Origin of the sequence: Photorhabdus sp. HUG-39, from assembly GCF_963878365.1 — a bacterium.
Lineage (GTDB): Bacteria > Pseudomonadota > Gammaproteobacteria > Enterobacterales > Enterobacteriaceae > Photorhabdus > Photorhabdus kayaii.
Genome location: NZ_CAWNWY010000021.1, coordinates 66,750 through 89,427 on the forward strand (window position 1 = coordinate 66,750; position 22,678 = coordinate 89,427).

Genomic DNA, 22,678 nt, shown 5'->3' on the forward strand with positions numbered 1-22,678 from the left:
CTTCTGGACAAATAATAATCCTATGAAATTTTTAACACACGAGCAATTAAAAATAAAATAATTCGAAAATTAAAATAACAAGCCAACAAAAACCTCATTATTAGATATACCCTATACATTATACTTCCTTCATTTCTTCCTTCAACAAAGGAGAATGATTAAACATCTGGAAATTATGAAGCTAGCCTTTTAATATGAGCCTATAAATTTATGAAAAAGTACCAAAATAGCTATGTTCACAAGCCGTAAAGTAACAGCTAACGCTTATGGATTATCCTCTGGTGTTTTCTGGGGGCTAAGCGGCGTACTTTTCGCATTATTATTAAAAAACACTACTCTTTCCTCTTACTTTTTCATTCCCATCATACTCGCTTTCCTGAATGATACGATCTCATGCGGATATATGTTTATATATCTTATAGTTAAAGGAAAATACCGAGCGATACGCCTTATCCCCAAAAACAAGAAAAATGGCATAATTGTACTGGCGGCTATATTTGGTGGCCCAATGGGCATGTCTTGTTATATCTTAGCTATTCAGTATATTGGTATTAGCTACACAGCCACTATTTCAGCAACCTACCCGGCTATTGGCGCGCTCATTTCTTTTTTTCTACTTAAAGATCGCATTCACCTTATCGGCATATTGGGACTAATACTGGCCGTTATATGTACCATGATACTCGGCTATTCGGCATCAACTCAAACAATATCTGGCTGGATAGGCTTTCTCTTCGCTTTTATATGCGCACTAGGCTGGAGTTCCGAAGTTGTTATCAGCTCTTACGGCATGAACAAAGATATACCTGCTGATATTGCTTATTTCATCAGGCAATTATCATCCTCAGTGGGCTATTTAATCATGATCATATTATTCATTCACTCTTTTCCTGGAATTACACATATTTTTTCAAATATAGAATTATACTCCTTATTATTTTTCACCTCTCTGGTCGCCACACTATCGTACCTCTTCTACTACAAAGCAATCTGCATGCTTCAACCCATCCGTGCGATGAGTTTAAACATCACCTATGCTATCTGGGCAGTCATCTTTGCTTATTTTCTGGTAGATGAACCCATCTCTATAAAATTATTACTCCTATGCGTAGGCGTCTCTGCCGGTTCATTCCTAACTGCCGTAAATCCACTTAATATCAAAAAATTGATTCTGACGCTTAAATGAATGTGATTCTATTCACAACAAGTTTAAATTCGTTTTAATGTTATAGTTAAAGAAAACCACTAAAACTCTGCTGACCACCAATAATATATTACCAAGTCCCCCGAACCTACACTAACCACTCTTCCTCACTAATCACCATGCTAAATAAGCATGATGCCACAATTAAACTTTACTATTGGATACGGATATCACGGAAATACTGCCACATCCCGAAGCGAATGGAATAGCAGTAAACCTGTTGAAAAACAAGGCACATAGTACGTTGTTGGTAAAATCTAACCGCCATTCCATGAGCAGTAATACAGATTTCAGCTAACTGTATTCTACCAATTAGTTAAACAAGTGGTTTGTTAAACTTGACCCAGAAGAGTTTACAGTCTAATCTCCCCCCAACTAGTTACAAAATCTTATCCCCCATTACTTTTTGTTAAGACAGACAAAAGTATTGGAAAATCAGTGCAATAGATAAGATTTCCGAATATTACAGGCACTCTGGGGGCCAAAAACCTAGTGCGGTAGCATTTGTTTAAGGCGTTGGGATATGGATAGCTAAATGGCAAAGTCCTCCTTTCGCTTGGGAGGTTGGATGCCACATAAACATTAATGCCAAACGCTAATATCATATTCTTAGAGCTCGAAACAATACTACAACTGGGCTGAATATGAAACTGGACTTGAGCAACGGAGAAACCTGATGCTCTGGATAACCCCGGAGGCAATTCAACACTGGACTGTCGCAGCACGTACCACGCACCGGCGGGCGATGTCGTTAGCCCCACTGCCAATGTTTATGCCTGAAGGGCCGTTAGACATCCTGATTGACAACACAGGGCTTCAGGTCTTTGGTGCTGGCCAGTGAGCACGGCGCAAAGTCCCGATGGGGTTAGCGTAAGCTGCATACATCTGTCGGCGGCTGATATGGCAAGCGGGCGCTGGTCAAGGCCATGATAGCGTGTTACAAGACGCTGATTAGCCCGCGCTTGAGTGCACGGAGTTTTGCAACGTAAAAGACGGAAGCGGCGCCATCGGAATGGTCGTGCTCAATCGGCTGTTAGCCGTTACACGCCCGCATTCTACCCGCAAGGTGGTAAAGAAAACCGCCTGACCCGTTGGGAAAAGGGGGATTTCTAACCACTACCTATCCATGCAGCACCAACGCCATTTAAAATATGATATTAGGAAGTAAAATGCGTAAGTCTACAACCTTTGGAGCCGTGTCAATCTTGGCACTATGGTTACTTGCCGCGCTATTTTTGTACAAATACAACCTTGGAATGCCATCATATGAAGGGCACTGGAACAAGAGATGGGTAAACGCTGAAACATCAGCTCACTTTTTCAACACACTCAAACGTTATGATACGCGACCATTCAACGAACACTATTTCGCAATAACTTTCGCTCGCGCTTGCACAGATCTAGTTAACCCATGCGTGGATGCCCAGATTCCACACGTTCCTGGTAGCGCACAACTGCCATCCCCCCGGATAAACAATGAGGCGATATACACATCGTTTCCACCAGGTTCAATGATTATTTCCTATGGTGTGATAAAGATGGCTTCATTATTATCAGGAATACCTATTTCATGGGAAATGTTGCAATGGGTAGATATGCTGTTCTGGATTATATCTATTCTTCTTATTTACTTCGCTATATCAATTATCACTAAGGCATCTAAGTATAGCACCGCTATTTCTTTCTTATCAGTGGTGCCCATGTTATTTGCTTTAGAGCCAATGCATTCACATCAAGTTTCAATGTGGGCACATCAAGCATTCCAGGTATTTGCCGCAGGCGCATTCCTCCTGTTAGCAATTGGAATAAACAGAAAAACCGTTATAGCTCTTGGCATTGTGTCAGCTCTTGCCTGCTGGGTTGAGTGGACGGCATACCTGATGTGTATTGCATTATTCTTTATTGTCTTAATCCATGACATAAAGAACAAGTCAGGTTACAAAAGTACGATTATTTATTCATCCATCTCTATTATTGGTGGCTTAACTCTGCTTTTGTATTATTCATTTATGGTTGGTCTTGGGCCATACTTTAAAGAATTATCAATCAGAGCTGGGGCAAGAGGTCTTGAAATAACGTATGTAACATGGAAAGACTGGTGGATGTCCATTTACTACTCCTACGGACCATGGTTGATCTCTGCAATACTGCTTCTAACCACATCATTAACAGTCAAGAAAAGCGATAAGTTTGATAAAGAAGACTACACAAAAGTTTATGCACTAATTGCTATCATCTGTTTTATGCTCATTGAGAACGTCGCGATGTTTGAGCATGCAATAACTTATACGTTTGACCGGTTAAAGTTGGGATTCCTTATTTCATTTATTATTGCTTTATCTGCGATGAGAATGGAGAAATCAGGTAAGCAAACATTACTTCTAATTGCGGTTATCTGTGTTGTTTCATCAGTATTCAGCATAAGCGAATTGCTAGATATCTACCCAAGATACTGGAAATAAGATATAGCGGGCCGTTGGTGCATGGATGGTCAAAATATGGCAAAGTCCTCCTTAATCTCTTGGGAGAGGCTGGATGCCACATAAATACAACGCCAAACACTGACATCATATCCCCAAAGCCCGATACACCATTACCAACCGTGCTGAATATGAAATCGGACTTAAGCAGCGGGAAACCTGATGCCTTGGATAACCCCGGAGGTGATTCAATGCCGGATTGCCGCAGCGCGTACCACGCCCAGCTGGGCAATGTTTATGCCTGAAGGGCCGTTATACATCCTCATTGGCAGCACAGGGCTTCAAGTCAGTGGTTGCGGACAAGCACGGCGTAAGGTCCCGACCGAGCTAGCGTAAGCTGTATCTGTTGGTAGATGTCACGACGTTTTCCTTGGTGGCACATACGCTGACAGAGCAGAATATGGATGACCCATCACTGGTTGTGCCCCTGCCCGACCAGATTGAGGCACCAATAGCCTAGGTGCCTATGATGGTACGCCCACGTAGGCGGAAATCGCACAACGGGACAGCCAGATACGGATAGTTATCCTGCCGCGGCCAACGGCAGCCCCTGGCAACACAGACCCAGTCAGAAAAACCGGCGCTTGGTGCGTATCCGGGAACAGGGGTAGCTAGTATGGCAAGCGGGCACTGGTCGAGACCATAATAGCGTGTTACAAGACACTGATTAGCCTGCTCCTGTGTTCGCGGAGTTTTGTGACGCAAAAGTATGGAAGCGGGGCTATCGGAGTGGCTGTACTCAATCGGCTGTTAGCTGTTGTACGGCAGCATTCCGCCCGCAAAGTGGAGAAAGCCGCCTGACCCATTGGAGAAAGGGGGGGATTCTAACCACCGCCTATCCATGCACCAACGCCTACACAATAGCGAAAACTCGTTGATGCAATCAGAATATAAATTCATAGGAACATCATCGGCGATTTTAAAATAATATTCGTCATATTGGATATACGCCCACATCCGAGGCAAAAAATTGAATACTAAGATAGTTGTTCCTCTCTGTTTGGTAATTTTTTTTGTTAAACTCTATTTAGATGCAATCTTATTTCCTGGATTCACCGTCGATAGTTGGACATATTACGATCTATCCAAAGTTGTTTTTACAGGATATGAACCATCATTTATTAGACAATATCAATATAATTCTTTGCATAGTCCATCATTTCCATTTTTTTACCCATTATTAATAGGATTCATGGATAACATCCTAAACATAGGAATTTATTCATCTGTAATTCTAAATATTATTTTACTAAGTTTATGTGCTATTCTCTCAGCCAAATTACTACAAAGGCTAAGATTACAAAGAGTATATTTTATAGTTTTTGCATTCTTACTATTATACCCCCCATTTTTTCAAGAAGTTGTTTATGGAAGAGCCATTCCTCTGGCAACTCTTGAGCTATTACTAATTGGATATATATTCCTCTCTCAACAGCATTTAAACAATAATAAACTATTATTACTTGGATTTGTATTTGGCTTATCCATATTAACCCGATTTGAATTTTTAATCATTTTTCTAATATTTAATCTATGGGTCGCATTTAAAGAGAAAACTTCAATAGGAAAATTACTCTTTATGATTTTCCCTCTGATTTCAATTGTAATCTGGACATTTTATTCAGAGTATTACTTCAATACATTGTGGGTTACGGAGAACTCAAAACTGCTAGTAATGCCCCCTCATATTAGTATATTAGATTATAAACCAAACTTAGAAGAGAATACCTACTTAGAAATAATTAAAAACATCATTACAAAAGAACTAAGGACCATTACTGCATTTACTGTATGGGGTGTATTTACACCACTGCCCATTATTTTTTTCTATCTAACATTTAAGAAAATATCAAAAAAAACAAATGCATCATCAATAAAAATAAATTCCCAAAAAAACAATAAGTTAGCCTTTTTTATACTTGCCATCATCTCAGTCGTTCCGGTTATAGGACTAACTGGATATACTGACGGTCGCTATTTCTTTAATGTGTATTTATTTATTATTATTTTTTTACTTAACATAATGAAAGGCAATATCAATAAACACAACAAAGTAAAAATAGTTAAAATTTGTTTGATATATATTATCTTAATCAGTTCAGCCTGGACGATTGGAAGAACAATGAAGAAAACAACTGCTGATAATAATACTCCTGAGTATATATCAGAGATTGATAGACAAGGAATAGCTAAATGCATAACAACACGAAATATAAAAAGAATACTTTTTATAACTAAGAATGGATTTGAGCAAGTTTCAGTTTCAGAAAACGCCATTAACAGTAAGGCATTATTTTTCTTATCTCCATCGAATATCGATTCAAATAATATAGATGATTTTGTAAAGCAGCATGCCATTGATGCAATTTACACAAAAGAACCAATATTAATGCACTCAAATACTACTCAATGTAACAATAATCTGTATATCCTTATCAAATGAAATTTTTCATATCACTTTTAAGTGGCAGTATGCTCTCCCAGGTATTAGGGATAGCTATTATGCTAGCTCTTGCCAGATGTTACTCGATAGAGGCATTTGGTATCTATGCAAATATCATGGCATGGTCCGGGGTGGTATCTTATGTTGGTGCATTACGATTAAACCTTCGGTTCATTACCAATAATGAAGATAATAAACCTCTAATTTACCGGGCATGTCGGTTTCTATCCTTGAGCACAAGTATAATTTCTCTATTGATAATTTCTGGCTGCATAGCATTCTTTAGCCTATCAGTTATTTATCTATTTATACCGATTATTATCTATTGCTTTAGTTCTTATGAAATTTTATACGACTACCATACCTCAATGGGAAACCATCGAAAACTGAATATCATTCAGCTAAATCGGATTATATTTGTTGGGATCGCTCAATTATCACTGATAAAATTCGAATCAGGTCTTATTCTTGGAACAGTTATTGGTTCAATTATTGTTTTATTCATCCATAAAACTAATCTGAACAACGATAATAACAATGAACCTTTAGCACAAGTCTTAAATTTAATTAAAAAAAATACTAAATTTATAGCTATACATACAACATCGTCAATTATCCCTTCGATAGGCACACATCTACCGATAATATTTATCTCCAGCGTCTTTGGATATCATGCCTCAGCATTATATGCTATTGCTGAGAAGATAACTACTATCTTTGTAGTATTGACCAATTCAGTTATAAGTCGCTCCGTGCTATACAGTTTTTCGAATAGAGAAAATGGTGTCTTGCTAAAATATAATTTAATTAGCATAGCTCTCGGGCTTATATATATTACCTCTTCGTATCTAATATTGCCTTATATTATTTATTTAATTGGTGAAAAGTGGGAAGGAAGTGTTGCACTTTTACAAAGCCTATCATTTTGGTTCGCAGCCATACTCATATTATCTCCAAATTATAATCGCACAATCTTTACGACTGCGACAAAGGAAATTTATCTTATCGACTTTTTCAGATATGGATTAAAACCTATTCTTTATGTATCCCTTGTCATTATGGACGTTAGCTTATATCATATTGTGTATTTAACTTCGATTAGCATGTATATTTTAGCAATCGTGATGTTTATATATATATCTTTAAGGTGGAAAGATGTCTCGAATAGCTTTCATTAAAAATAACTTAGAGTACCTTCCCGAAGTTGAAGTCTATAAGAATTATTTTTTGAATAAAGGTTGTGATGTATCAGTTGTTGAGCACCCTAGCGATAGGCTGAATGCTGATGTGTATTGGTTCTTCATGGGCGTAGAATATCGAAAAAAAGTACCCGGAATACATATTCACGAATATGCATCACTCGCCACTCCTCCATTCGGACTTTTGAAAGATAGAATAAAAAAGATAATCAATATCATACCCGATGGCAGAATCTACCTAAATGAAACAATAAAAACAAAAACACTGCTTGATGACGTTGTTCCTTATATATATAGGGATATGGGTGTTGGTGATTTCTTTTATAAGAAAGATCATCTGGTTAAAAAAGAATATGACTTTGTATATATAGGGAGCCTCTCCGCAAAAAGGAATATAAGAACATTACTCAGTTCGTTTAGCACTAAATATTCGCAATATACGTTGCTTATTATCGGCGAATATCCGGATGAGATCTATCATGATTTCAAAGGGTTTTCAAATATTATTTTCTCCGGACGAGTCAGTTATGACGAGATTCCCGATTTAGCCTGCAAAGCAAAATGTGGAATAAATTATATTCCCAATATATATCCATACAAATATCAGACATCAACAAAATTACTTGAATATCTGGCGATGGGATTAAATGTATGCTCTACACGAACCCAATGGGTTAAATCATTTTCATTAAAAAATAATATCGAAAACATTCAATTTTTTAATGAAGATTTAAATGATTTTAGACCAGAGAATTATTTGTCTACTAGTAAATATTGGGATGGTATTGAAAACTATACATGGAATAAAATAGTGGAAAAGGCAGATTTATTAGGTTTTATGCAGTCTATAATTAAGAACCTATCCCAAAAAAAATTATCAGAACGTAAAAGTAACAGACAATTCTTGAGGTAAAAATATGGTAGGCCGCAAGGTGACGAGTTAGTGATGAACTCTGGGAGGAAATTATTCCATATGTCCCTGAACACAAGACTAATCACCCTCTGGATACGCACCGTAAACGTGTTGATAACCACGCCACCATGGATACCATCTTCTTTGTACTCAGAACCGGCTGTTAGTGGAATTCCTTGAATGCAAACAGGGATATGTTCCTCCAGTTCCGCTCACTACTGCTTTCAGGAATGGCGTGATTTTGGCGTTTTTGAGTGCTTCTGGCAGAACGGAATGGTTTACTGGCCTGCAAACATCTGAACGGCATCGACTGGTCTTAGTTATCAATGGATGGTTGCATGACCAAAGCTCCATTAGCAAGGGCAAAAAACAGGTTGAAATCCCACAGACAGAGGGAAACAAGGAGTAAAAAGGAGCCTTATGACCGATGCGAAAGGACTCCTACTTTCACTAGTCGTCGCTGCGGCAAATACCGTTGGGAAAAGAAAGTCGAAAATTATGAAGCAATGCTACATCTGACTTGCGGGATCATTGTCTGGAATAAAATCCTATTGGGATAAGCTTTAAAAAAACAGGAGAGCTGATGAATAGAGTAAACGATTCTATCGTCATTGGTGGGGGGTTTTTTGGCGTTTATATTGCTAACTATTTAGCCTCTCAAGGACATAAAGTCATTCTTTTCGAAAAAGAATCATCGTTGATGGAGCGCGCATCATATGTTAACCAGGCACGTGTACACAATGGTTATCACTACCCGCGCAGCCACCTTACAGCACTAAGGTCACGGGCTTCTTTCCCTATTTTTTGCAATGACTTTAAAGAATGTATTGATGATGAATTTGATAAATTTTATATGGTTGGCCGCGTACTCAGCAAGATAACAGCTAGACAGTTTCAGGTATTCTGCCAAAGAATTGGGGCTTCTTGCGATATCGCTCCACATTGGATAAGAGATTTAACAAATAAAAATTTAATTGAAGAAGTTTTTACAACTAAAGAATATGCTTTTGATTCTCGAAAACTTCGTTCAATTATGCTCTCTCGATTGGAAGAAAATGGTGTAACTATAAAATATGAAACAATAGTTGCAGGCATACAAGAAGATGGTTCAGGTTGTTTAAGAGTAAAGACTCAAAATGTTAATAATGTAGACGGTACATCGGTTGAATACCACAAAACAAAACAAGTATTCAACTGTACCTATTCCATGACAAACTTTGTGCTGCACGAATCCGGAATTGAACTTATACCTCTAAAACAAGAGCTGACAGAAATGTGCATTGTGAAAGTTCCCGATGTCTTTAAAAAAACAGGAATTACAGTTATGTGCGGTCCTTTCTTCTCAGTGATGCCTTTCCCATCAAAAGGGTTACATTCATTTAGTCATGTGCGGTATACGCCTCACCATGAATGGAATGAAGGCGACGAAAATTATTTTCCCTCGCATCAACATTTCAATGAAATACAAAAGAATACTCTTTGGCGGAAAGTTATTTCTGATGCCAGCCGATATATACCTGCATTATCTGAATGTCAATATAATGAATCTATTTGGGAAGTTAAAACTCTTCTTCCAAGAAGTGAGACCGATGATTCGCGCCCAATTCTCTTCAAAGCCAATCATGGTATGAAAGGATTACATTGCATAATGGGTGGAAAAATTGACAATGTTTATGATGTTATCACAGTAATTAATGAGTTAGGGTTGAACAAATGAATTTAATCAGTGGTACAAAAAAAGATATTTTTGTCTCCGTTGTGCTGTCATGCAAAGATCAAGTAGAAGATTTAAAAAATAAAATAAGACCTATATATGATACTTTAGCAAAAAACTATGTAGACTTTGAAATTGTAATTATCGACAATTACTCATTCGATAATACGGAAGCTTATATTACTTCCTTACTTAGTAAGCTAGAGTCTATACGATATATTCGTCTTTCATCCGAAGTATCTTCCGACGTGTCTCTGTCAGCTGGCTTAGAAAATGCAATAGGCGACTTTGTTGTGCTATTTGATATTAGCACAGACCCTGTTTACGTTATTACAAACGTTGTCGATAAATCACTCGCAGAAAGTGATGTTGTTATTGGGGTCGCCAAGCAGAACTCATCCCTCACTTACTCAATAATCCGATCAATAATGAATCGTTCCTTAAGCCTGATTGGTTACAAGCTGCCAAGAAATGCAACAAACCTACGGTGCTTAAGCCGAAGAGCAGTCAATGCGGTGACGGCTAATGGGCGTTTTCATCATAAGATGATGGTGCGGATATCGAATACAGGATTCTCATCTACAACGGAAGCCTACGAACTAACACAAGTTAACGAAAAAAAAGTCCTCCTTTCAGGGATCCGGGATACCATAAAAGTCATGATCTTCAATTCAACGAAACCATTGCGTTGGATGAGTTTACTTGGCATTTTTGGTAGCTTCCTTGCGTTTATTTTCAGCTTATATAGCCTAATAGTAAGAATGATAAATAATCATGTAATCGAAGGATGGACAACACAAATCATATTTATGTCTATTCTCTTTATGCTGCTTTTCACTATGTTAGCCTTCTTTGGTGAATATCTGGGGCGACTGCTTGATGACCGTTCTGAACATTCTGACTATAACATCATTTATGAAAAAAACAGTTCAGTAATGATAGATTCGCATCGTGTAAATGTGTTAACAGATTCTACTCCAGATATTGTTAATTTAGTACAAACAGGGCGTAACAAGTAATGAATAATAAATATGCCTGGGAAGTTCCTGAATATACACAAACTAATGTTAAACCTAAACAACATGACTACTGCACCCTAATATTTGTCATAAACGAAGGAGAAAAATTAATAAAACAGTTATCTCGCATGGATAAAGCCAGGGCCTGTACAGATATTGTTATCGCAGACGGTGGTAGTACTGACGGTTCAACCAGCTTTGATAACTTAAAAAAATACGGCGTAACCAGTCTTTTGGTCAAAACAGGCTATGGAAAATTGGGTAGTCAAATGCGAATGGGATTTGCTTGGGCCCTTTCACAGGGCTATAAAGGCGCTATTGTCGTTGATGGTAATAATAAGGACAGCGTTGACGATATCCCTAACTTTGTCAACCAGTTAGAAAATGGCATGGATCATGTTCAGGGATCTCGCTTTATCCCTGGTGGAAAACATATAAATACGCCTAAATCTCGCCTTATTGGATTAAAAGTTATCCATGTACCACTTATAAGGTTATTTTCTGGATTTAAATATACTGATACTACAAACGGTTTCCGTGCCTATAGCGCTAAATTCTTAGCCGATGAAAAATTAGCCGCATTCAGAAATATATTTATCGGTTATGAATTTCATTATTACCTTGCAATACAGGCAGCCAAGTTAGGTTTCAATTGCATTGAAATACCTGTCATGCGAACTTATCCTAAACATGGAAAAATCCCGACCAAAATAAGTCCTATTCAGGGGAATCTGCAAGTTATTATTAAATTGCTAGAGGTATGCTTGGGTAAATACAACAAGAAATAGAAAATAGTTAATACATTCTATTTCCTTCTAAATAGCTGTTATATACCAACCATATATTTAGCTTGGTTTTCTATACATGATTGTGAGTTATTATGAAAAACGCTCTAATTGGATATACAGGTTTTGTCGGCGGAAATCTACTACAACAGTATAAATTTGATTATCTTTATAATTCTAAAAATATAAATGATGCTAAAGGAAAGCATTATAATAAATTATTTATAAGCGGAGTTCCTGCAGTAAAATGGTGGGCTAACCAACATCCTATTGATGACTGGAAAAATATAAATAGCCTAATTGAAATCCTAAAGACAGTTACAGCCGAAGAGGTCATTCTGATTTCGACTGTTGATGTATACCCTAACCCGATCGATTTTGATGAAGATGGCAAGCTATCCAGAGATGTTGGGCAGCCATACGGACTACATCGCCTTAAGTTTGAAGACTTCATCAATAATAACTTTAAAAATGTTTATACACTTCGTCTTCCTGGACTGTTTGGTCAGGGGTTAAAAAAGAATATTATTTATGATTTTTTAAATAATAATCAGATTGAAAAAATTGACACACGCAGTTCATTCCAATTTTACTGCCTTAACTGCCTAAAAAGCGATATTAGTCGAATGATTGAAAATGATATACAACTTCTTAATGCTGCTGTTGAACCTGTTCCAACATTTGATATTGCAAAAATGGCGCTTGGCTATACTTATGAAAATATAACTAATACATTACCACCCCGCTATGATATAAAATCAAAATATTCTTCACTCTGGGGTGGTCAAAATGGCTACCTTTACAGCAAGCAAAATTGCCTTATTGAACTAGAAAAATTCATTGGGGATCATAAACGTGAAGATTAAAGGGTTAGCAATATCAAATATTGCTTGGAACAATAACGAAAGTGATGCCGTACTAGATATATTAAAAAAGCACGGCATCAATGCAATTGAGGTTGCGCCAGCAAAGGTAGTAAATGACGCCCAAATTTTTTCTGATGATGAAGTTATCTCATATCGGAAGAAAATGAACGATGCTGGTATTTCAGTAAGTTCAATGCAGGCATTACTATTCGGTGGGCCTTCAGGAAATATCTTTAGCAACGAGAATGAGAGCAATGTTATTCAATCCCATCTGAGTAAAATTATTCATATGGCGGGGCTTCTTGGCGCGGATAAACTGGTCTTCGGTTCACCTAAAAATAGACTTCGAAATGATATCCCCTTTAACCAGGCTATCGATATTGCGGCAAAGTTTTTCTATCCGTTAGCTGTTCAAGCCAAAAATGTTGGCACAATGCTATGTGTCGAGCCAAACCCTACTTATTACGGATGTGACTTTGTAATAAATTCGAAAGAAGCACTTGAACTGAAAAATCATATTAACCATCTTGGATTTGGTATTCATTTAGATTTAGCTGGTTTAAGGCTATCAAATGAGGATATATATAACACCATATTAAATCTAAATGAAAAAATAGAACACTTCCACATAAGTGAAAAAGACCTGGCACCTATCGGCATCGATATAGAAGCACATAATTTGGCCTGCCGCGCATTACAGCATATACAGTATCAAGGCTGGCTCTCCATTGAGATGAAAAGAACTGATATGCCATTGCAGGATATTGATTCAAGTATCTCTTTAATAAAAGAAATATATAGGCCTGTATTATGTTGATTTTTGTTATTGTTTTTAGCATATTTTTTTCATCGTCATCCCAACTTTTACTGAAGAAAGGTGCGGCCCAAGTTTCAATTCCTCCTCAGATAGACTTTGCAAATCTCACGAGGCTATTGGGAGAACTTGTTTTTAACGTTTATCTGGTTTCTGGTGTTATATTTCAAGTTATTGCGTTATTAAGCTGGATTTATATTTTAAAAAAAGTTGATGTGAGTTTTGCTTATCCTTTTATTTCATTAGGCTTCATCTTTGTTATGTTTATGGGTTACCTGCTATTTAATGAACCCTTAACGCTAATGAAAGTAATAGGAACATTAGTTATTATACTTGGTGTCATTATTATGGGGAAAGCGTAACAAATGAAAAAGTACATATCTCTCGCAAAAAAAGCTTTTTTATCTGAAAAATGGTTGAATATATATTCAATTGTTATGATTCTTCTTTCATTGACATGCGTTAGCATAATATATTTTAATTCAGTATTGTATTTCAACCGAGAACCATGGGATGGCTCTTTTCAAACGCTATTCCCGTTAAGGAATATGGATAAAGGGCTATACCCTGCTATAGATTTTTCTTATTTTCATGGTAACGGGATACCTTACTTGATTTATCCGCTTTACTACTTTTTCCATAGTGTATTAAGCTTTGGAATTATTATTTCTGCTTTAAATAGCACATTTATTGTTAATTGCGCATTTTTGTATTTACCTATTTATTTCATGATGCGAAAAATAAGCAATTTTTCTACAGCAGTTCTTTCCACCTTATTTATCTCTGCGTTGTTTGATTTCTTGCCATATATAGGATCATACTTCTCACCTTTGTTTTTAGGTGCCCCAATGGCTGTGCGCTTTTCTCCTCATATCCTATTAGCGATATGCTTTTATAATCTTATTTCTAGTTATGAACTTTGTGATAAGCGGCAAGTAATCAAAACGGTTCTTATTACTTTGTTTGTTGCTGCAATTTCTCCATTGTTAGGCGCAGAACAGGGATTTTATGCAATTGCCGCATTTTGTTTAACTATATTTAGTTACTTATTCTTTTATAAGAAAAAATATTTTAATGCTTTAATATATTCAGTATTTTTACTTATACTGTCTATATTAGCTCACATAGCCATCCTGCTGGTTTTCTTCCAGAGTTTAGAGTCCATCAGGGCTATAACTACAATTTCAAATGATCAAATTTGGGTTTTCGGTGTTTTCCCTAACTCATTTTTCTCTTCATTTAGTGAAGTGTTCTCCCTTGATAATATTAATGCTGTTGTTTCCCAACTTATTACGTTAACTGCTATTATTTATACAATATTTATTACATTCATATATAGAAGATACAATCTTAATTCAAAATACTTCTATGCTTGTCTGGTTATGTTTTGGGGTGGAGTTTTATCATGGGCATCTAATTTAGGTTATATCGGTGCACACCAAGCTCCGCTTGAGATAAGATATATAACATTATCGTTATTCCCGATTCTGTTTTTATTTTCAATGACATGTGAACATAAAAAATGATTAATATATTAAGAAATAAAGTTTTTATTCGAGTCTTTATTTTATTTGTTTCTATTCTTTCTTTTTCTTATTGGTTTGCATATATGAACCTTGCTAAGAAAAGTATCCCGATTGACAAATATAGTCAATCCTACATGGAAGGAGTGAAACTATCTAAATATCATGATCTGAGAGGGATCGTCGGGTCGCTTAATCAGATGCATCAGTATAGTGATTATTTATCTGAAGCCAGCTATTATATTTCCAAAACGACTAATAAGCGTTTTTTGCCAGAGAATATTATCTACCCTAATTGGTTAAGATATGTTAACAATGATAAACCAGTGTTATCGTCAGCATCTATTCTTCCTGTATGGTCGGACGATTTTATTTTAGGATTTTATAACAAAACTACGTTCAAAATTTCCGAGAACAACATCCAACTTGAGACAGGTGCGCTACCAAAAAATGTTATCGTTGGTAAAACAGCCATTTTACGAAATGATGATGCTAACTTTTACGTTACAATCACAGATATAGGAGATTCAGGTAGCATAACCGTACAAGGTTATATTCCTTATGACTTCTTCCCAAAGAGCATACTTATTCCGTCAGGGGTAAAAAAGAACAAAAAAATGATGTTTGAGACTGACAGCATGGGATGGGTTCGCGGCGGGCGTTTTTCACTCGATCCTACTGGTCATACTAATGTTATTCGTCACTTGCCTTCACTCGGGTTATCTAAAACTGTATTGGAGACGGGCGACAGCTTATCCTGGGAAGGGATGAACGGTGTCAATACGGCAAAAATTGTATCCGTCAATAATTTTAACGGTACCTTTATTGTTAAGCTTGACAAGAAGTTCCCACCGTACTTCGATTTCCGTAAAACCATCATAAATGTCACGCGAAAAAAAAATAACGATGAAAAACAAGAAATGGTATTCAACGTTGATACGGATTTAATCAATGATGAGTTCTTTCTTGGTAAAAAACGCAAAACGAGTTTTGTTGTTTATTCTAGTAATGATATAACTCCTGGAAGTATAGTTGTTGCGGAGGGAACTAATAGTCCGCTGTTTGTTTCGAATGTTTCAAAAAATGATAACATCGTAACTATCGATCTCTTCAACAGTGCAATAGTAAAAAAATGTTTACGTATCGTCTCCAAGGAAAACTACAACAATTGTATGCAAAAACTTGAATCGTCAAAATTAGAATCTGGCGATCTTAAGTGGGCAATGCATAACCTGATGAAATCTGAAAAACGTGATGTGTTCGGCCCTCTGGAATTGTGGAACAGAGGTGGTGATCTGAAATTGCAGTTTGTTTCAGATAAAAATAAAGAGATTACTAAGCCTGCACTTGTCACATCTACGAAAAACAATGATACCTCAAATCCTGGTGTAGCATCTAACGGCTTGATTTGGGAGATATATCCAGGCTCACTGCTGAACATATTTTATAGTTCCTACAATCCAGCACCGACAGAAATGCTTATACACGTTCTAGGTCGGGAGGCGAGAGATCAGTACTATTCTTCTTTTGTCAGAATCAAGCCTGAATACATTTCGTTTGCAAAACCGGAACGATTCACGCCTTGGATACTGAATTGGCACTGGCCATTCTTTAGAAATATGATTAACAATTACGATTTAGCCGTAAATAAAAGTGAGTTTTCTTTATGGCATATAAATAATAATAACAATTGGGATACCTTTGGTCCTGTGCATTTGAAGTTACAAGGTGATTTCCCGATTAATAAATCAATACAACTTTATATCAGCAATAACCAAAGTAGCTCCTGCGATATAAAGCTAATGACTGCCGTAGTTAAATACGAAATAAAAAATCCAATGTCATCTATTCCATTGATGGGAAAGTTACCACGCCACTTATTGGAAATTGAGAATACAGGTCTTCCTTCAAACTTACCAGTGAGTTTACCTTGGAGTGAAAATACATTCTCTTTCCCAATATTTTATCGTGATGGATTTAAGCCTGTTATTACACCTCGTATTCTGGCAAATTTCCTTAATTTGACCTCAATGAATATTAAAGAAATTACACTTTATGAAGAGAATGTGGATAATCATAATATATATAATTTATATTATGATTATCCTGCTGTTGGAGATGCAGCAAAATACAATTGCAAAGAGACTGTTCACTAAGATTACTTATATGTAACATTCAAAATGTCTTTATTCATTGTCTTAAATTATTAAAGCGGCGTTGGTGCATGAATGGCTAAAGTTGTATCATCAACGCCAGCCAACTCTGAAATTGTATTTACGATGCCGCATAAACACGACGCCAAAAAGGTTCTGTCGCATTAAGACGTCGTCGGGTAATGTATTGAGTTACCCAACGATGCCTCTGATACGAAAAGCCTTCAAACGCCTGCATTATCCCACAGATATGATTGCCCAGTGTTGTTCGCTGGTATCTGGATTACGCCCTGAAGTTTTGCGTAATCTTGAAGAAATAACGGCCAAGTTGAGGATTGACGTCGACCATGCCACCATTTCTTGCTGGGTTCATTTATAGGAATTTCAAACCCAGACCGACTAATAATTAACCATAAAAAGAGCTTTTCTCACTCGGTCAAAGTCTGGGATTAACCGGATATATCTGTTGATAATGCTTTTTCCGGTGGCTTTATAAATAACTGAGTGTTTTTTATACCAGATACTGATTTCCGGGCAAATCTTCCCTGCTAACGCTGATTTTACCATCGCCCATACGCGCCAGATGATCATGGCACAGTATCAGCTCCGGTAGTCTCAGCCCGCATTTCATTCCTGCAAAGTGCATTTCAGCGGACAACTCTTAGCAGCTTCTGATACATCGCTCGCCACTGAGATTCTGTGAGGACATGTATCACATTCTCCAGCATGTCCTTCTTTCTGGGCTTAGAAATCCGTAATAAAGGATATTATTGAAGTACTTATCCTGCATATGGTACTTGAAGCGGTCAAAATTTCATCGAATCTCATTCTTTTCTTCCCGCTTAGTCCGATGACTTTTAATAGCGCAAGGTGATATTATCCTGACCGGCATAGTGTTCCAAACAACTCAGTAATACCGGCCTGTCGACAGATTTCTAAAATGACATCAGCCACGGCGCGGCTCATCTCCGACAGCAGCGCCTACGGTTATGGATAACGATAAGCCAAAACTCACTGGGCATGGTGAAAGTAATGTGCTGGAATGACGCATCCGACAAGTGAGCTAACGGTCTATATCCAGAGCAAGCTGGCTTTTATACCGCAGTGGAGGCAAGAGCGGCTTCTGCAAATGAAAGCGACTGTCTTTTCATGCCTGCAACACGTATCCGGGCAGCGCCAGCGCATGTCGCCCATCAGTGAGGTGCCGCAAGCCATGACTTTCGTGATGATTTCGACAACCACATCGCGAACAAAGCCGGGAGGCTGCCGCTGGCACCAGAGCAGCCAACGGAAGTTAAATTGAAAAACATGTCTATGAAGTCTCTGATAGGCATAGCAGACATGGAAACGTTGTCGCCGACAATGTTTGTGATGTATTTGTTTTATCTTCTTTATACGAAGAGTTTGGAATAGTTCTTGTTGAAGCTATGTCTGCTAAAAGATTTGTTATATCAACAGATTTTTGTGGTGCTTGCTGTGTAATAGGGAAATTCTGCATGATTATTGAAAACCATAATAAAAAGGAATTAACTAATGCAATGTTAAAATCAATAGGTATGAGCAAAGAACAGAAGCTTAAAATAGTAGAGATAGAATTAGCCAGATAGCATGTTATAAAAAATTTCTCATTAGATTCAATAGGATAGCGTCGGATACAGATATATGGTAACTAATTATATGAAAAATTTAGTTTTTGTTATTACTAAGTCTGAGATAGGTGGTGCTCAAACCTGGATTTATGAATTAAAAAATTTATTAAAAAATCATTATGAAATTTATTTGATTACTTCAGATAATAACTGGTTAACAAAAAAATCTAATGACGAACACATAGCAATCATTCCAGAGATTGCCAATATGAAGAACCCTATTGCAATCTTGAAAATAGCATCCTCATTAAAAAAATTTAAAGCTGACGTGGTCATATCAAACTCAGCAAACGCTGGAATCTATTCACGACTTGCTAAATTATTTTATAAGCATAGGCATATCTATGTTTCTCATGGTTGGTCTTGTATATATAATGGAGGTAAATTTAAAAAGGTTTTTTGTTTTATTGAAAAAATTTTATCATTATTAAGTGATAAAATTCTGTGTGTTTCTTTAACAGATAAAAATAACGCTGTAAATATTATAGGTATAAATTCAAACAAACTTATCGTTATTAGAAATGGTGTTACTCCCATGCCTAAAAAGGATATAATAAATAATAAGAAAAAAATTCTTTTTGTTGGAAGAATGGTTCATCCCAAACGTCCTGACTTGTTGGTCACTGTCGCAGATAAACTTTCCTACGCTGATTTTTATTTCGTTGGCGATGGTACCATGAAAGCTAATTTAGTTACGAGTTATTCACGGAAAGAAAATGTGTTTTTTCTTGGTGAAATTAAAAATTTCAATTCGTTTAAGGATTATGATATTTTTGTACTCTGTTCAGAAAGTGAAGGTTTGCCCATGTCCGCTTTAGAAGCTGCATCTGCTGGAGTTCCTATAGCATTAAGCAATGTAGGAGGATGTAGCGAATTGATTTTTTCAATAGCTTTAAATAAAACCAATGGTGTCTTATTTTCAAATAATGTCGATGACTTATATGAAAAATTAAATATGATACTTGGTAACTATAATGAGTATTACAGCACAGCTCAAATAGTTAAAACAAGATTTGACATAAACCACTTAAAAGATAAATATATTGGTTTAATAGAAGGTAAGTAATGAAGTTAGCAATTATTGGCGGCTCTGGATTTATTGGTTCTCGCCTGGCAACAATTATAAATGAAGAAAAGTTTTGTGATTTTGTTCTTATTGACAAGAATAAAAGTACTTTATTTCCAGAACACTGGTTGTACGGTGATGTGACTGTTCCTGACTCCTTAATCGAGCCATTAAGCGGTGCTGATATCATAATTAACCTTGCCGCTGAACATAAAGATAACGTTCAACCAATCCATCTTTATTATAATGTTAATGTTGATGGCGCTAAGAATGTTTGCAACACAGCCGAGAAGTTAGATATCAAACATATCATATTTACATCGTCTATAGCAGTTTATGGTTTCGTTACAAAAGAAACTGGAGAAGATGAAACATTTTCCCCTTTTAATGATTATGGCAAATCAAAGATAGAGGCCGAATATATTTATGATGCTTGGCAAAGCAAGGAGTCTGATCGGACTTTAGTTACTATAAGACCAACAGTTGTCTTTGGTGAAAATAATCGCGGAAATGTATATAACTTATTTCGCCAAATCACTTCAGGGCGTTTTCTAATGATTGGTTCAGGTGAAAATCAAAAATCTATGGCATATGTAGAAAATGTTGCATCTTTTCTAAAATTTTCTACTGGATTTAAGGTTGGCAGACATGTATTCAATTATATTGATAAGCCAGATTTTACAATGAATGAACTAACAGACATTATATGTAAATCATTAGGTAAGCAAAAATCAAATATACGTATCCCATACATTATCGGAATATTAGGTGGATATTGCTTTGATATTTTGTCAAAACTCCTAGGAAAAGAGTTTCCCGTCAGTAGTATCAGGGTAAAAAAATTTTGTGCTCGTACACAATTTAAATCGAATTTTATATCTGAAACTGGTTTTATTCCTCCAGTGACTTTAGAACAAGGAATTAAAAATACTGTTCGTTATGAATTTAAGTAAGCATAATTATAGTAACTAATATGTTTTTTTGATGAAGCATAGTTTAAACTAACCTGAATTCTGGATAAGAAATTGACATGAAGCCTGTTCCAGGAGCAATGTTTTGGTGCATGCCGAAACAGCTCCGGGGAGGAACAGGCTATGAACAACTTAGTTGAAATTTTCTGTGATGTCGACGATTTTTGCCGTTTTTTCATCCTGCAATGGGAACAGTTTTGCCTCGATAACGGATACCGCCTGCGCCGCCGACAAGGTCACATGTATCCCAGTGAAATCATGACCATTTTGATCCTCTTTCACCTGTCACATTATCGTCATTTTAAAGCCTTCTATTTGGAATGCCTCTGGAAATATCACCACAACGATTTTCCCACCTTGCTCAGTTATACCCGTTTTGTCAGTGTCGCCCCTTCCGTTTTGGTGCCACTGTGCAGTTACCTGACTCAATTAAAAGGGAAACCCACTGGAATTGCTTTTATTGATTCCACCCGCTTGCGTGTTTGTCATAACATCCGTATTCCCCGTCATAAGAGTTTTGAGGGGATAGCAAAACGAGGAAAAACCTCAATGGGGTGGTTTTACGGTTTCAAGTTACACTTGGTTGTTAACCATTTGGGCGAAATTCTGGCGCTGAAAGTGACTGCCGGTAATGTGGATGATCGGGAACCGGTTCGCGAATTAACAACAGAATTAACGGGGACTCTTTACGCCGACAAGGGGTATCTCAGTCAGGAGCTCGCTGACGATTTAGCCAAAACCGGTGTCACTTTCATCACGAAAAAGCGCCGAAACATGAAAGCGTGTATGCAAGCTGAGTGGGATAAGATAATGTTATCAAAGCGTTTTATCATCGAAACAATTAATGGACAATTAAAAACCATTTCTCAAATAGAGCATTCGCGCCACCGAAGTATAAAAGGATTTATGTTGACCGTTTTAGGCGGTTTGATTGCTTACTGCCTCAAATGGAAGAAACCATCACTGAAAGTTTTCTACTCAGAAGACGATTTTTCAGTGACGATTTAAACAGAATTCGGGTTAAACTAAGTTTTGTACTATGGGTAATGACGTTATTAATGTATTAAACATCTAAAATAAATCATTCAGAGCATATAAAATTTTCTTTTATTTTTCTCGGCGTTGGTGCATGGATGGTTAAAATATGGCAAAGTCCTCCTTTCACTTGGGAAGCAGGATGCCACATGAACACAACGCCAAACGCCGACATCATATCCCCAAAGCCCGATACACCATTACCAACTGGTCTGAATATGAAACCGGACTTAAGCAACGGAGGAGCCTAACGCTCTGGATAACCCCGGAGGCGATTCAACTCTGGGCTACTGCGACTCATGCCACGCCCGGCGGACAATGTCATTACCCCCACTCTGCCAATGTTTATGCCTGAAACATCCTCATTGACAGCACAGGGCTTCATATCTTTGGTGCTGGTCAATGGTTGCAGGACAAGCACGGCGCAAAGTGCCGAATAAGCTGCATCTGTCGGTAGATGCCACGACGTTTTCCTTGGTGGCACATACGCTGACAGAGCTGAATGTGGATGGCCCGTCACAAGTTGCGCTCCTTGCTCGACCAGATTAAGGCACCAATAATCCAGGTAACGGCGGATGGTGCCTATGATGGGGTGCCAGCGTATGCGGAAATCGCACAACAGAACAGCCAGATACGGGTAGTTATCCCGACGCAATCAACGGGAGTCCCCGACAGCACTGACCCAGCCAGAGAAACCGGCACCTGGCGTGTATCCTCCATTCCGCACCTAATTCAGGAATAAACCGCTTTATATTGTGCGCCTAATAAACTCAAAAGCTCATGGTGGTAAGATTGCATTCCTGTCACCATTTTATGTTCTTGAAATTCAAAGGTGTTGATCCCT

General features: G+C 37.3%; 21 protein-coding genes and 3 pseudogenes. 21 read left to right on the forward strand and 3 right to left on the reverse strand.

The genetic code is table 11. The features are described 5' to 3' along the window. Positions 1-232 precede the first annotated feature (232 nt). From AAC155_RS14545 to AAC155_RS14560, 4 genes are all read left to right on the forward strand, one after another. Complete coding sequence (locus tag AAC155_RS14545; protein WP_223121457.1) at positions 233-1,186, forward strand: DMT family transporter; 954 nt, start codon at positions 233-235, stop codon at positions 1,184-1,186. Between the two features lie 996 nt (positions 1,187-2,182). Continuing rightward, positions 2,183-2,317: a hypothetical protein gene (locus AAC155_RS14550; protein WP_262405165.1), complete on the forward strand. Its 135-nt coding sequence runs from the start codon at positions 2,183-2,185 to the stop codon at positions 2,315-2,317. 56 nt (positions 2,318-2,373) lie between these two features. Further along, positions 2,374-3,666, forward strand: a complete 1,293-nt coding sequence (locus AAC155_RS14555; protein ID WP_229015566.1) for a hypothetical protein — start codon at positions 2,374-2,376, stop codon at positions 3,664-3,666. A 180-nt stretch (positions 3,667-3,846) separates the two neighbouring features. Further along, positions 3,847-4,020 carry a hypothetical protein gene (locus AAC155_RS14560; RefSeq protein WP_158536576.1) on the forward strand — a complete coding sequence of 58 codons (174 nt, stop codon included), beginning with the start codon at positions 3,847-3,849 and terminating at the stop codon, positions 4,018-4,020. Positions 4,021-4,140: 120 nt separating this feature from the next. Here the strand turns inward: AAC155_RS14560 and AAC155_RS24520 are convergent, their stop codons facing one another. Next, positions 4,141-4,389, reverse strand: coding sequence for a hypothetical protein (locus AAC155_RS24520; RefSeq protein ID WP_205068564.1), 249 nt, complete (start codon positions 4,387-4,389; stop codon positions 4,141-4,143). A 265-nt stretch (positions 4,390-4,654) separates the two neighbouring features. Between AAC155_RS24520 and AAC155_RS14565 the strand changes: the two genes are divergently transcribed. From AAC155_RS14565 to AAC155_RS14620, 12 genes and pseudogenes are all read left to right on the forward strand, one after another. Then, a complete protein-coding gene (locus tag AAC155_RS14565) occupies positions 4,655-6,127 on the forward strand; it encodes a hypothetical protein (protein WP_223121456.1) in 1,473 nt (490 codons plus the stop codon). 1,155 nt (positions 6,128-7,282) lie between these two features. Next, on the forward strand, positions 7,283-8,239 hold the full coding sequence (locus tag AAC155_RS14570) for a glycosyltransferase (RefSeq protein ID WP_113043047.1): 957 nt from the start codon (positions 7,283-7,285) through the stop codon (positions 8,237-8,239). A 50-nt stretch (positions 8,240-8,289) separates the two neighbouring features. Next, positions 8,290-8,713 (forward strand): annotated as a pseudogene (locus AAC155_RS14575) (transposase); the annotation flags it as partial. 109 nt (positions 8,714-8,822) lie between these two features. After that, on the forward strand, positions 8,823-9,956 hold the full coding sequence (locus tag AAC155_RS14580; RefSeq protein ID WP_113043049.1) for an FAD-dependent oxidoreductase: 1,134 nt from the start codon (positions 8,823-8,825) through the stop codon (positions 9,954-9,956). Beyond that, positions 9,953-10,972: a glycosyltransferase gene (locus tag AAC155_RS14585; protein WP_113043050.1), complete on the forward strand. Its 1,020-nt coding sequence runs from the start codon at positions 9,953-9,955 to the stop codon at positions 10,970-10,972. The genes AAC155_RS14580 and AAC155_RS14585 overlap by 4 nt, the downstream gene beginning before the upstream one ends. Continuing rightward, on the forward strand, positions 10,972-11,760 hold the full coding sequence (locus AAC155_RS14590) for a glycosyltransferase family 2 protein (RefSeq protein ID WP_113043052.1): 789 nt from the start codon (positions 10,972-10,974) through the stop codon (positions 11,758-11,760). Before AAC155_RS14585 ends, AAC155_RS14590 begins: the two co-directional genes overlap by 1 nt. Positions 11,761-11,852: 92 nt before the next feature. Continuing rightward, positions 11,853-12,623 carry an NAD(P)-dependent oxidoreductase gene (locus AAC155_RS14595; protein ID WP_113043053.1) on the forward strand — a complete coding sequence of 257 codons (771 nt, stop codon included), beginning with the start codon at positions 11,853-11,855 and terminating at the stop codon, positions 12,621-12,623. Continuing rightward, on the forward strand, positions 12,613-13,440 hold the full coding sequence (locus tag AAC155_RS14600) for a sugar phosphate isomerase/epimerase family protein (protein ID WP_113043055.1): 828 nt from the start codon (positions 12,613-12,615) through the stop codon (positions 13,438-13,440). Before AAC155_RS14595 ends, AAC155_RS14600 begins: the two co-directional genes overlap by 11 nt. Beyond that, the gene (locus AAC155_RS14605) at positions 13,434-13,799 is read left to right on the forward strand and encodes an EamA family transporter (protein ID WP_113043056.1); all 366 of its coding nucleotides are present in this window, start codon (positions 13,434-13,436) and stop codon (positions 13,797-13,799) included. The genes AAC155_RS14600 and AAC155_RS14605 overlap by 7 nt, the downstream gene beginning before the upstream one ends. 3 nt (positions 13,800-13,802) lie before the next feature. Further along, positions 13,803-14,963, forward strand: a complete 1,161-nt coding sequence (locus AAC155_RS14610; RefSeq protein WP_113043058.1) for a hypothetical protein — start codon at positions 13,803-13,805, stop codon at positions 14,961-14,963. Next, a complete protein-coding gene (locus AAC155_RS14615) occupies positions 14,960-17,116 on the forward strand; it encodes a hypothetical protein (RefSeq protein WP_113043059.1) in 2,157 nt (718 codons plus the stop codon). The genes AAC155_RS14610 and AAC155_RS14615 overlap by 4 nt, the downstream gene beginning before the upstream one ends. Positions 17,117-17,315: 199 nt before the next feature. Next, positions 17,316-17,483 (forward strand): annotated as a pseudogene (locus AAC155_RS14620) (IS6 family transposase); the annotation flags it as partial. Positions 17,484-17,624: 141 nt separating this feature from the next. On the opposite strand, the pseudogene AAC155_RS14625 reads toward AAC155_RS14620, so the two are convergent. Further along, positions 17,625-18,397 (reverse strand): annotated as a pseudogene (locus AAC155_RS14625) (transposase zinc-binding domain-containing protein). A gap of 14 nt (positions 18,398-18,411) precedes the next feature. On the opposite strand from AAC155_RS14625, the gene AAC155_RS24525 reads away from it, so the two are divergent. From AAC155_RS24525 to AAC155_RS14640, 4 genes are all read left to right on the forward strand, one after another. After that, positions 18,412-18,720, forward strand: coding sequence for a glycosyltransferase family 4 protein (locus AAC155_RS24525; RefSeq protein ID WP_113043060.1), 309 nt, complete (start codon positions 18,412-18,414; stop codon positions 18,718-18,720). 70 nt (positions 18,721-18,790) lie between these two features. After that, complete coding sequence (locus AAC155_RS14630; RefSeq protein WP_113043062.1) at positions 18,791-19,828, forward strand: glycosyltransferase; 1,038 nt, start codon at positions 18,791-18,793, stop codon at positions 19,826-19,828. Further along, positions 19,828-20,781 carry an NAD-dependent epimerase/dehydratase family protein gene (locus AAC155_RS14635; protein WP_113043063.1) on the forward strand — a complete coding sequence of 318 codons (954 nt, stop codon included), beginning with the start codon at positions 19,828-19,830 and terminating at the stop codon, positions 20,779-20,781. The genes AAC155_RS14630 and AAC155_RS14635 overlap by 1 nt, the downstream gene beginning before the upstream one ends. Before the next feature lie 141 nt (positions 20,782-20,922). Continuing rightward, positions 20,923-21,807, forward strand: a complete 885-nt coding sequence (locus AAC155_RS14640) for an IS982 family transposase (protein ID WP_113043065.1) — start codon at positions 20,923-20,925, stop codon at positions 21,805-21,807. A 274-nt stretch (positions 21,808-22,081) separates the two neighbouring features. Here the strand turns inward: AAC155_RS14640 and AAC155_RS14645 are convergent, their stop codons facing one another. Further along, entirely contained in the window at positions 22,082-22,354 is a 273-nt protein-coding gene (locus AAC155_RS14645; protein WP_146748102.1) for a hypothetical protein, read from the reverse strand. Here AAC155_RS14645 and AAC155_RS14650 point away from each other — a divergent pair. Further along, positions 22,343-22,576: a hypothetical protein gene (locus AAC155_RS14650; RefSeq protein WP_146748103.1), complete on the forward strand. Its 234-nt coding sequence runs from the start codon at positions 22,343-22,345 to the stop codon at positions 22,574-22,576. The genes AAC155_RS14645 and AAC155_RS14650 overlap by 12 nt on opposite strands. Positions 22,577-22,678: the final 102 nt, after the last annotated feature.

Coding starts and splice junctions, on each gene's coding strand:
- AAC155_RS14545 (WP_223121457.1), top strand. CDS start 233: ATGTTCACAAGCCGTAAAGTAACAGCTAACGCTTATGGATTATCCTCT.
- AAC155_RS14555 (WP_229015566.1), top strand. CDS start 2,374: ATGCGTAAGTCTACAACCTTTGGAGCCGTGTCAATCTTGGCACTATGG.
- AAC155_RS14560 (WP_158536576.1), top strand. CDS start 3,847: ATGCCTTGGATAACCCCGGAGGTGATTCAATGCCGGATTGCCGCAGCG.
- AAC155_RS14570 (WP_113043047.1), top strand. CDS start 7,283: ATGTCTCGAATAGCTTTCATTAAAAATAACTTAGAGTACCTTCCCGAA.
- AAC155_RS14580 (WP_113043049.1), top strand. CDS start 8,823: ATGAATAGAGTAAACGATTCTATCGTCATTGGTGGGGGGTTTTTTGGC.
- AAC155_RS14585 (WP_113043050.1), top strand. CDS start 9,953: ATGAATTTAATCAGTGGTACAAAAAAAGATATTTTTGTCTCCGTTGTG.
- AAC155_RS14590 (WP_113043052.1), top strand. CDS start 10,972: ATGAATAATAAATATGCCTGGGAAGTTCCTGAATATACACAAACTAAT.
- AAC155_RS14595 (WP_113043053.1), top strand. CDS start 11,853: ATGAAAAACGCTCTAATTGGATATACAGGTTTTGTCGGCGGAAATCTA.
- AAC155_RS14605 (WP_113043056.1), top strand. CDS start 13,434: ATGTTGATTTTTGTTATTGTTTTTAGCATATTTTTTTCATCGTCATCC.
- AAC155_RS14610 (WP_113043058.1), top strand. CDS start 13,803: ATGAAAAAGTACATATCTCTCGCAAAAAAAGCTTTTTTATCTGAAAAA.
- AAC155_RS14615 (WP_113043059.1), top strand. CDS start 14,960: ATGATTAATATATTAAGAAATAAAGTTTTTATTCGAGTCTTTATTTTA.
- AAC155_RS14630 (WP_113043062.1), top strand. CDS start 18,791: ATGAAAAATTTAGTTTTTGTTATTACTAAGTCTGAGATAGGTGGTGCT.
- AAC155_RS14635 (WP_113043063.1), top strand. CDS start 19,828: ATGAAGTTAGCAATTATTGGCGGCTCTGGATTTATTGGTTCTCGCCTG.
- AAC155_RS14640 (WP_113043065.1), top strand. CDS start 20,923: ATGAACAACTTAGTTGAAATTTTCTGTGATGTCGACGATTTTTGCCGT.
- AAC155_RS14650 (WP_146748103.1), top strand. CDS start 22,343: ATGGCCCGTCACAAGTTGCGCTCCTTGCTCGACCAGATTAAGGCACCA.